The sequence below is a fragment of the Nocardia sp. NPDC050799 genome, assembly GCF_040654015.1.
In the GTDB taxonomy this organism is placed as follows: domain Bacteria; phylum Actinomycetota; class Actinomycetes; order Mycobacteriales; family Mycobacteriaceae; genus Nocardia.
Genome location: NZ_JBFAHF010000043.1, coordinates 41,053 through 51,120 on the forward strand (window position 1 = coordinate 41,053; position 10,068 = coordinate 51,120).

Below are 10,068 nucleotides of genomic sequence, written 5' to 3' on the forward strand. Positions count from 1 at the left end.
CCCCTGCGGATGGAGTTCGACTACACGCGCTCCGTGGGACCCATCATCGGCAAGTTCCTTACCGGCCTGCGCGAGCGACGCGTCTTCGGCATCCGGGGTTCGGACGGCCGGGTGCTCGTACCACCCGCCGAATTCGACCCGGTGACCGCCGAACCGCTGTCGGAGTTCGTCGAGGTCGCCACCACGGGCACGGTGAAGTCCTGGACCTGGGTCCGCGACCCGCTGCCCGGCCAGCCCTTCGACCGGCCGTTCGCCTACGCGCTGATCCAGCTCGACGGCGCCGACACCGCACTGCTGCACGCCGTCGATGTCGAGGGCCCGGAACAGATCGGCACCGGCCTGCGGGTGACCGCCCGCTGGGCCGGCGAACTCACCGGCACCATCCACGACATCGTCTGCTTCGAGCCCGGTGAGACCCCGACGGCGGAGCCGGCCCCGGCCTCGGACGCCGACCCGGTTACCATCATCACCACACCGATCGGGATGGACTACAAGCACACCGCCTCCCCTGAGGAGAGCACCTTCCTGCGCGGTCTCAAAGAGGGCAAACTCATCGGCGCGCGGGCCGATGCGAACAGCAAGGTGTACTTCCCGCCGCGCGGCGTGGACCCCATGGACGGCCGGTCCACCGCGGAAACGGTCGAACTGGCCGAGACCGCTACGGTCACCACTTTCTGCATCGTGAACGTGCCGTTCCTCGGGCAGCGGATCCAACCACCGTATGTGGCGGCGTATGTCCTGCTCGACGGCGCGGATATTCCTTTCCTGCACCTCGTGCTCGGCTGCGACGCGAGCGAGGTGCGGATGGGTATGCGGGTCAAGGTGGTCTGGAAGCCGCGCGAGGAGTGGGGCTACACCATGGCCAATATCGATCACTTCGAGCCGACCGGCGAGCCGGATGCCGACTACGACACCTACAAGCATCATCTGTGAGAGGGCTCCCCGCGTGACCATCACCGAGCGTTCCATCGACAACGCCACCGAGATCGCCGTCGTCGGCTTCGCGCACGCACCGCATGTGCCGGAGACCTACGGCACCACCAACGGAGTGGAGATGCTGGTTCCCTGCTTCCAGCAGCTCTACGACCAGCTGGGCATCACCAAGTCCGATATCGACTTCTGGTGCTCCGGATCGTCGGACTACCTGGCCGGGCGGTCCTTCTCGTTCATCTCCGCCATCGATTCGATCGGCGCCGTACCGCCGATCAACGAATCCCATGTGGAGATGGACGCCGCCTGGGCTCTGTACGAAGCCTGGGTGAAACTGCGCACCGGCCAGGTACAGACCGCGCTGGTCTACGGCTTCGGGAAGTCTTCGGCGAGCACGCTGCGCCAGGTGCTGTCCACCCAGCTCGACCCCTACCTGGTCACGCCCCTGTGGCCGGATTCGCTGGCCATCGCCGGGCTCCAGGCCCGGGCGGGACTGGACGCCGGCCGCTGGACCGAGCGCGATATGGCCGCGGTCTCGGCCGCGCACACCGTCGACGGGAAATCGATCGACGATCTGCTCGCCGGCCCCTATGTCGCCGACCCGCTCCGGGAACACGACTGCGCACCCGTCACCGACGGCGCCGCGGCCATCGTGCTGGCGGTCGGCGACCGTGCCCGCGAGCTGACCGAGCGTCCCGCCTGGATCACCGGGATGGCGCACCGGATCGATTCCAGTGTGCTGGGCGCCCGTGACCTGACCACCTCGCCGTCGGCCGCCGCCGCGGGACAGGCGGTGACCACCGGCGACACCAGCGGTATCGACGTCGCCGAACTGCACGCGCCGTTCAGCCACCAGCAGCTCATCCTGACCGAGGCGCTCGGTCTGAAGCCGGAGACGAAGGTCAACCCGTCCGGCGGCGCGCTGGCCGGCAATCCCATGTTCGCCACCGGGCTGGAGCGCATCGGCTACGCCGCGCTGCCCATCATGGCGGGCACCGCGGGCCGCACCCTGGCACATGCCACCAGCGGCCCGGCCCTGCAGCAGAACCTTGTGACCGTTTTGAATTCGGAGGCCGGCCGATGAGTTTCCCCGCCGCGGTGCTGGGCACCGGACAGACCCATCACGTTGCCAAGCGCAGCGATGTCTCGATGGCCGGGATGTGCCGGGAGGCGATCGACCGGGCGCTGGCCGATGCCGACCTGACCATGGCCGATATCGACGCCATCGTCATCGGCAAGGCGCCGGACATGTTCGAGGGCATGATGATGCCCGAGCTGTACCTGGCCGACGCGCTGGGCGCCCCCGGGAAACCGCTGTTGCGCGTGCACACCGCGGGCTCGGTCGGCGGTTCCACCGCCTGTGTGGCCGCCAGCATGGTGCAGGGCGGTGTGCACGAGAAGGTGCTCGCCATCGCCTGGGAGAAGCAGTCGGAATCGAATGCCATGTGGGCGTTGTCGATTCCGGTTCCCTTCACCATGCCGGTCGGTGCGGGTGCCGGCGGCTACTTCGCCCCGCATGTGCGGTCCTATATCCGCCGTTCGAACGCACCCTTGCACATCGGCGCGACGGTGGCGGCCAAGGACCGGCGCAACGGGGCCAAGAACCCGCACGCCCATCTCAAGCAGGGCGACAAGACCGCCGAAGAGGTGCTGGCCTCCCAGATGCTGTGGGACCCCATCCGGTTCGACGAGACCTGCCCCTCCTCCGACGGTGCCTGCGCCGTGGTCATCGGCGGTGAGACATCGGCGGCCGCGGTGGAGGCGTCCGGGAAGAAGGTCGGCTGGATCCACGCCACCGCCATGCGGACCGAACCGCTGGCCTACGCCGGCCGCGACCAGGTGAACCCGCAGGCCGGCCGGGAAGCCGCGAAGGCCCTGTGGGCGCAGGCCGGAATCACCGATCCGCTGGCCGAGATCGACGCCGCCGAGATCTACGTCCCGTTCTCGTGGTTCGAACCGATGTGGCTGGAGAACCTCGGTTTCGCCGCCCCTGGTGACGGCTGGAAGCTCACCGACAAAGGCGAAACCGAGATCGGCGGCGCGCTGCCGGTGAACCCGTCCGGCGGGGTGCTCTCCTCGAACCCGATCGGGGCCTCCGGCATGATTCGGTTCGCCGAGGCCGCCAAACAGGTCATGGGCCGCGCCGGTGACTATCAGGTCGACAATGCCCGCAAGGCGCTGGGTCACGCCTACGGCGGCGGCTCGCAGTACTTCTCCATGTGGGTCGTGGGATCGGAACGCCGATGACTCTGAAGTTCAGCCTCGGGGTCGCGCTGAGCCCGCTGGACCAGCTGCCCGCCCTCGCCCGGACCGCCGAGGAGGTCGGGTTCACCTCGATCGCCCTGCCGGATTCGCTGTTCTACATGAAATCCCAGGCGGCGAAGTATCCCTACACCCCGGACGGCAGCCGCTTCTGGGGTCCGGACACACCGTGGGTGGATCCGCTCATCGCCGCGACCGCCATGGCCGCGGTGACCACCCGGTTACGCTTCTACACCAATGTGCTCAAACTCGGGTCCCGCAATCCGCTGCTGCTCGCCCGCCAGGTCGGATCGGTGGCGAATCTGTCCGGTAACCGGTTCGGGTTCGGGGTGGGCATCGGCTGGGCGCCCGAGGAATTCGAGTGGTGCGGCGTGCCCTACGCGCGCCGCGGCGCCCGGGTCGACGAGATGATCGAGGTCATCAAAAAAGTCCTCGCCGGCGGCATGGTCGAATTCCACGGCGAGTTCTTCGATTTCGACGAGCTGCAGATGAGCCCGGCGCCGAGCGAACCGGTCCCGTTCTACATCGGTGGCCACACCGAGGTGGCACTGCGCCGCGCCGCGAAGGTCGGGGACGGCTGGACCTCGGCCATGATGAAGTTCGACGATCTGCAGACCACCATCGCCCGCCTGGGCCAGTTGCGGGCCGAATACGGTCGTGCGGAGGTGCCGTTCGAGATCCAGGCCGTCTGTATCGACAAGTTCGGGCGCGACGGCTATCAGGAGCAGTACGACGCCGGTGTCACCGACGCGATCGTGGTGCCCTGGCCGGCCGCCGGTATCGGATTCGACGGGGAGCTCGCGGCGAAGCAGGACGCGCTGCGCGAGTTCGCCGAGGAGCACATCCAGAACCCGATCACCTGAGTGTCCGGCTCGTCGAGAGGAAACCCAATGAGCAGCAGCGAACATCCCGCCCGCGCGGCCGGGCTGGCCTCCCAGGCCGCCGTGCGCGCCCGGGACAAGGACGCTTGGCTCGCGTTGTTCGCCGCGGACGGCATCGTGGAAGATCCGGTCGGCCCGTCCGGTTTCGACCCCGAAGGCAAAGGACATCGGGGACCGGAGGCCATCGGGGCATTCTGGGACAAGGCCATCGCCGGAACGGATTCGATCGAATTCCTGTTCGGCGATTCCTTCGCCTGCGGCGCGGAGGTCGCCTTCACCGGGACGATCCGCACCACCCTCGGTGGTCACCGCATCGATGCCGAAGGCGTCTTCACCTACAAGGTGGACGAAGCGGGCAAGATCGCCGCCCTGCGCGCGTTCTGGGAAGTGGAGCGGGCCATGGCGACAGCCACACCGGTCGGCTGAGTCGCGGCCGGCCGGTTTCCCTCCCGGTCCGGCCGCCTCACCACCGGGGTATGAACCGAGCCCCGCACACCACAGGGCGGTGTGCGGGGCTCGGTTCGTATGGGAGGGGTTCGGGCAGCAATGGGCGGAGATGGGCATTCAGGTCACTCTGTTCAGGGGATGTCGATGCCGGCGGCACGGAGCTCCGTTTCGACGAGGGACGCCAGGCGACCCGCGGCGGAGTTCTGTTCCTCGCCGTGGTGGGCGATCAGCCGGTACCGGGTCGCGGTCTCGGTGTGGGCCTGCAAGCCCGTCACGATCCTCAGCTGCGCGGGGTTGGCGAGGTAGTGCTCAGCCATGTCGGTGGCCAGTTCGGCAACACGGGGGTCATCCGATCCCCACCCGATGACTTCGGCGCTGCGCCTGGCCAGTTCGACGAAGCGGGGGTCGCGCAGCGCGTGCTCGATGTCGGTGAGGTAGTCGTCGAAGCCTTCGGGGACCAGGGCCTTGGCCAGCACGAAGGATTCTCGGGCAGTCCGCACATCATCCGGTGTGAAGCCGAGAGTCGGCATTCCCTCCAGCATCGCCACGGCGCGGTCGGGCAACAAGGTCCGGTCACCGGAGGTGAGCCGGTGAAGCATGTCCCGCTGTGCGGTCAACTCGGCGATCCGTGCGGTGAGGCGCCGCCCGACATCGGCGAGTGCGTCGGCGAACGGCGCAGCGTCGAAGTCGAGAAGCGGGACGATGTCGGCCAACGGCACCCCGGCGGCGGCCAAGGTCCGGACCTGGACCAGCCTCGAGAGGTCGGCCGAGTCGTATCGCCGGTAGCCCGAGCTGTCGCGCGCTGGTTCGTCGACCAGGCCGAGCTTGTGGTAGTGCCGCACAGTTTTGATCGTTATATCGGCGAACGCGGCCGCCTGGCCGATGGTCACTCCGTCGGTCATCGACTCAGCGATCCTCCCCATCGTGTACTGCGGCGGTCTGCCGTACGGCGGCAGCGACGGCCCGGAAATCCTTCCGCAGGATCTGCGTATGGTTGCTCCCCACCTTCGCGCTGACCCGCAGATTCGGATTCCGGCGGAGCACCGGATCGAGGGAGGCGCGCATCTGTTCCATCTCCTCCGCGCCACCACCCAGGTTCGCACCTGTGGCGAGGATGTAGCGCACCGGGCAGGCCAATCGGTCCAGGACCGGTTCGAGGGCAGCACAGACCTCGTTGATCTCGATGTTGACCTCGGCATGCTGAGCGGCGCTCATCGACGCGGACATGCCGAACGGACGCACGAGCGGCAGGAACAACCGCATCCTGCGCCACAGACGCCGAATCGTTTCCCGCCCCTCCTCGCCGGTGTAGCCCCACGGAACTGCGCCGTCGACCGAGACCACGCCGGCGATCCGGTGCGGGTTGCGGTCGGCCCAGTGCACCGCGAGCGCCGCACCGTAGGACCAGCCGACCAGCAGCGGCCGGTCCACTCCGGTCGCCTCGACAACCGCGTCGACGTCGCGAAGACAGCCCTCGAAGGAATAGTCCGCCGACCGCTTCGACCCGCCGCGAGCCCGCTCGTCGTAGGTGACGTGCCTCCACTCAGGGCCGAGTTCGGCGATCACACGCCGCCAGGATCGCTGACCGGCGTAGGAGCCGTTGAGATACACAACGGGGCGACCGGGGCCGCGGGTGTCGGTAACCGCCAGGGCCGTGTCGTCGACAGGCACCATGCCGGTCCATGGTGAGGTGGTTGCATAAGGCATGCGGCCAGCTTCCACCTTGACCTCGGGTCAAGGTCAAGGTGGAGCTCGACGATGTCCTCGGCAAGACGCTCGCCGAGAAATTCGCTTTCGACGAAGGCGCGACTGAGCGGCCGGCACGAACTCCGACACGCCGGCGGCCACGGCGCAACAGCCATACCGAGCCGTGGCGAAAAGTACGGGGCCGGCCGTACGTCGTTGTCCGAATTATCACCGCGGCACCCGCGGGCGCCTCGTCGCGCAGTCCGAACCGCCGCGGCCGGGCACCCCGGTGCCGGGACAGCAACGATCCACTCGCGGGATCGCCGATTTTCGAGATACTTCCGGCCCCGAGCACCTGGTGCTCGGGGCCGGAAAGTGCGCGAATCAGTGGTCAGCTCGCCGTCTGGCCGGTCACCGGGCAGGTCTTGTAGTCGACCTGGAACTCCTTGATCCCGTTCAGCCAGCCGGACCGCAGCCGGCGGGGATCTCCCAGCTTGCTGATGTCGGGCATATGGTCGGCGATCGCGTTGAAGATCAGGTCGATCTCCAGTTTGGCCAGGTTGGCGCCGATGCAGTAGTGGGCGCCGGTACCACCGAAGGCCACATGCTGGTTGTCCTCGCGCATGATGTCGAACTTCATCGGGTTCTCGAAGACGTCCTCGTCGAAGTTGGCCGACCGGTACAGCATGAGGACGCGCTGGCCCTTCTTGATCTGGACTCCGCCCAGTTCGGTGTCTTCCAGCGCGGTGCGCTGGAATGTGGTGATGGGGCTGGCCCAGCGGATGATCTCGTCGGCCGCGGTCTTCGGGCGCTCCTTCTTGTAGAGCTCCCACTGTTCCGGGTTCTCCAGGAAGGCGATCATGCCGTGGGTGATGGCGTTACGGGTGGTCTCGTTACCCGCGACCGCGAGCAGCATCACGAAGAAACCGAATTCCTCGGACTTGAGGGATTCGCCGTCGATATCGGCTTCGACCAGGGTGGTGACGATATCGTCGGCCGGACACGCCTTACGGGCCTCGGCCATCATGTAGGCGTAACCGAGCAGTTCGGTGGACGCCTGCACCGGGTCGACGTCGATCTCCGGGTCGTCGTAGCCGGTCATCTCGTTGGACCAGGTGAACACCTTCATCCGGTCCTCCTGCGGGACCCCGATCAGCTCGGCGATCGCCTGCAGGGGCAGTTCACAGGCGATCTGGGTGACGAAGTCGCCCGATCCGGTCTCGGCCGCGGCCTTGACGATGGCCTCGGTCCGTTTCGACAGCTCTTCGCGCAGCGAGTTGATCGCCCGGGGGGTGAACCCGCGCGAGATGATCTTGCGCATCCGGGTGTGCTCGGGCGGATCCATGTTCAGCAGGATGAAACGCTGCAATTCGATCTGCTCACGCTCGATATCGTCGTTGAAACGCGGCAGCGCCGTGTTCTCGAAGGTCGAGAACACATCACTGCGCCGCGACACCTCCTTGACGTCGGCGTGTTTGCTGACGACCCAGAAGCCGTCGTCGTGGAATCCGCCCACTTCCGGCGACTTCTCCTGCCACCAGATCGGTGCGGTACGCCGGAGTTCGGCGAACTCCTCGACCGGTATCCGCTGCATGTACATGTCGGGGTCCGTGACGTCGAACCCGTCCGGCAGGTTCGGCCGGGCCATGCGCGTATCCACCACCAGATGTCTCCTTCGACAAACTGAAACACGTTCTACAATCATTGAAGCACAGGCGGGAGAACGAGGAAAGAAAGCGGACTGATCAAGCCTCGTGCCGCGTGCGGAACACGTTACAGTTTTATGTCCGAAACGAAAGGTTCATGATGGGCACACCCGTTATCGTCGAGGCAGCTCGCACCCCCATCGGCAAACGCAACGGCCGGCTGTCCGGGCTGCACGCCGCCGAGATCCTCGGCCTCGCCCAGCGCGGGCTGCTCGATCGCGCCCACCTCGACCCCGCCAAGGTCGAACAGATCATCGGCGGCTGCGTCACCCAGGCCGGCGCACAGTCCAACAACATCACCCGCACGGCCTGGCTCGCGGCCGGCCTGCCCTGGCAGGTGGGCGCCACGACCATCGACGCGCAGTGCGGTTCGGCCCAGCAGGCCAACCATCTCGTCGCCGGCCTGATCGCCGCCGGTGCCATCGACATCGGCGTGGCCTGCGGCGTGGAGGCGATGAGCCAGGTGCCGCTGGGCGCCAATGTCGGAGACCAGGCGGGCCCGCGCCGGCCGGCCTCCTGGGATATCGATATGCCCAACCAGTTCGAGGCCGCCGAGCGAATCGCCAAGCGGCGCGGTATCACTCGCGAGGACGTGGACGCGCTCGGTGTGCGGTCCCAGCGCCTGGCCGCACAGGCCTGGGCGGAGGGCCGGTTCGACCGCGAGGTGCTCACCGTCACCGCGCCGGTGGTCGACAAGGAGGGCAACCCGACCGGAGAGAAGCAGGAGGTGAACCGAGACCAGGGCCTGCGGGAGACCTCGGCGGAGAGTCTCGCCAAGCTGAAGCCGGTACTGGAGGGCGGAATCCACACCGCCGGAACGTCTTCGCAGATCTCCGACGGCGCGGCGGCGGTGCTGCTGATGGACGAGAAGGCCGCCGAGCGTGAAGGTCTGCGGCCCCGGGCCCGGGTGGTGACCCAGTGCCTGGTCGGTTCCGAACCCGAGTTCCACCTCGACGGCCCGATCCAGGCGTGCGAACGGCTGCTCGAGCGGTCGGGTATGAGCATCGGCGATATCGACCTGTTCGAGATCAACGAGGCGTTCGCTTCCGTAGCGTTGTCCTGGGCCCAGGTGCACAAGCCCGATTTCGACCGGGTGAATGTGAACGGTGGCGCGATCGCCCTCGGCCATCCCGTCGGCTCCACCGGCTCCCGTTTGATCACCACGGCCCTGCATGAACTCGAACGTTCCGACCGGAACATCGCAATGGTTCTCATGTGCGCCGGTGGCGCACTCGCGACAGGAACGATCATCGAACGCCTGTAGCGCATCCACCAATTCCCTATTGCGACAGGACATCGGCCCGTACGGACCACAGTCAGACCCATACGGGCCCAGTGTCCTTCACAAAATTCAGCCGGTAGGTTGAACGTTCATCTCAGTTTTCGGTGAACGTGTCGTACGCCACACAATGGCTTCGGCACGGCTCCGGAAGGGATACCAGCTATCCAGAGGCTACTGGCCGCCCGCCCGGGAAGACCCCCGCGACGGGCGGCTACCTGGCCGTATCAGAGGTCCACAAGTCCGGTGCGGGCAACCCGCAAACGCGGTACCACGGTCCACTTCCCCTGATATGCGCCTGGAAGCTTCAAGGAAATCCTGATTCAGGCGTAGGTTTTCAGTTACTGAGCCGCTAATATCAATGATAGGTATCCGAGATAACGTCTGTTAGTACAGTGAAGGGAATTGGGCGGCTCACAATGGCTGATTTCGCGGCGCGGCTGAACAAGCTGTTCGAAACCGTGCATCCCCCGGGGCGAAAGCCGCATACCAATGCAGAGGTAGCGGCCGCCCTGACGGCATCCGGTCATCCGATCTCCAAACCGTATCTGTCGCAGTTACGGTCGGGCCAGCGTACGAATCCTTCCGATGAGACGGTTGCGGCGCTGGCGAAGTTCTTCAAGGTGAAGCCCGACTACTTCTTCAACGACATCTACGCCGCGAAGATCGACCACGACCTGGAACTCCTATCGCAGCTACAGGGTTACGGTCTGCGCCGGCTGTCCAGCCGGGCCTTCGACCTGTCGGAGGAGTCGCAGAACCTGCTCACCTCCATGGCGGAAAAACTGCGCGCGAGCGAAGGCTTGCCCGAAATTCCGCCGGACGGCACCGAATAGCAGACCTCGTCGGCGCGGTGCGATCCCCATCGGGATCGCAC

The 10,068-nt window shown here is 66.6% G+C and carries 10 protein-coding genes; 7 read left to right on the forward strand and 3 right to left on the reverse strand.

Translation table 11 applies throughout. From position 1 onward, the window contains the following. Positions 1 to 9: 9 nt before the first annotated feature. The 5 genes from AB0H42_RS31080 to AB0H42_RS31100 are packed head-to-tail and all read left to right on the forward strand — an operon-like array spanning position 10 to position 4,499. Positions 10 to 933 (forward strand): OB-fold domain-containing protein, encoded by a 924-nt coding sequence (locus AB0H42_RS31080; protein ID WP_357062555.1) that lies wholly within the window; start codon positions 10 to 12, stop codon positions 931 to 933. A gap of 13 nt (positions 934 to 946) precedes the next feature. Further along, positions 947 to 2,014 carry a thiolase domain-containing protein gene (locus AB0H42_RS31085; protein WP_357062540.1) on the forward strand — a complete coding sequence of 356 codons (1,068 nt, stop codon included), beginning with the start codon at positions 947 to 949 and terminating at the stop codon, positions 2,012 to 2,014. Further along, positions 2,011 to 3,177, forward strand: coding sequence for a thiolase domain-containing protein (locus AB0H42_RS31090; RefSeq protein ID WP_357062541.1), 1,167 nt, complete (start codon positions 2,011 to 2,013; stop codon positions 3,175 to 3,177). Before AB0H42_RS31085 ends, AB0H42_RS31090 begins: the two co-directional genes overlap by 4 nt. Positions 3,178 to 3,179: 2 nt before the next feature. After that, complete coding sequence (locus AB0H42_RS31095) at positions 3,180 to 4,055, forward strand: TIGR03619 family F420-dependent LLM class oxidoreductase (protein WP_357062556.1); 876 nt, start codon at positions 3,180 to 3,182, stop codon at positions 4,053 to 4,055. Between the two features lie 27 nt (positions 4,056 to 4,082). Continuing rightward, a complete protein-coding gene (locus AB0H42_RS31100) occupies positions 4,083 to 4,499 on the forward strand; it encodes a nuclear transport factor 2 family protein (RefSeq protein ID WP_357062542.1) in 417 nt (138 codons plus the stop codon). Between the two features lie 152 nt (positions 4,500 to 4,651). Here the strand turns inward: AB0H42_RS31100 and AB0H42_RS31105 are convergent, their stop codons facing one another. The 3 genes from AB0H42_RS31105 to AB0H42_RS31115 all read right to left on the reverse strand — a co-directional run bounded on the left by AB0H42_RS31105 (position 4,652) and on the right by AB0H42_RS31115 (position 7,854). Further along, positions 4,652 to 5,422 (reverse strand): MerR family transcriptional regulator, encoded by a 771-nt coding sequence (locus AB0H42_RS31105; RefSeq protein ID WP_357062543.1) that lies wholly within the window; start codon positions 5,420 to 5,422, stop codon positions 4,652 to 4,654. Between the two features lie 4 nt (positions 5,423 to 5,426). Beyond that, the gene (locus tag AB0H42_RS31110; RefSeq protein ID WP_357062544.1) at positions 5,427 to 6,227 is read right to left on the reverse strand and encodes an alpha/beta fold hydrolase; all 801 of its coding nucleotides are present in this window, start codon (positions 6,225 to 6,227) and stop codon (positions 5,427 to 5,429) included. A 370-nt stretch (positions 6,228 to 6,597) separates the two neighbouring features. Continuing rightward, positions 6,598 to 7,854 (reverse strand): cytochrome P450, encoded by a 1,257-nt coding sequence (locus AB0H42_RS31115; RefSeq protein WP_357062558.1) that lies wholly within the window; start codon positions 7,852 to 7,854, stop codon positions 6,598 to 6,600. Between the two features lie 158 nt (positions 7,855 to 8,012). Between AB0H42_RS31115 and AB0H42_RS31120 the strand changes: the two genes are divergently transcribed. Beyond that, a complete protein-coding gene (locus AB0H42_RS31120; protein ID WP_357062545.1) occupies positions 8,013 to 9,176 on the forward strand; it encodes a steroid 3-ketoacyl-CoA thiolase in 1,164 nt (387 codons plus the stop codon). 434 nt (positions 9,177 to 9,610) lie between these two features. After that, a complete protein-coding gene (locus AB0H42_RS31125; protein WP_011207048.1) occupies positions 9,611 to 10,027 on the forward strand; it encodes a helix-turn-helix domain-containing protein in 417 nt (138 codons plus the stop codon). Positions 10,028 to 10,068: the final 41 nt, after the last annotated feature.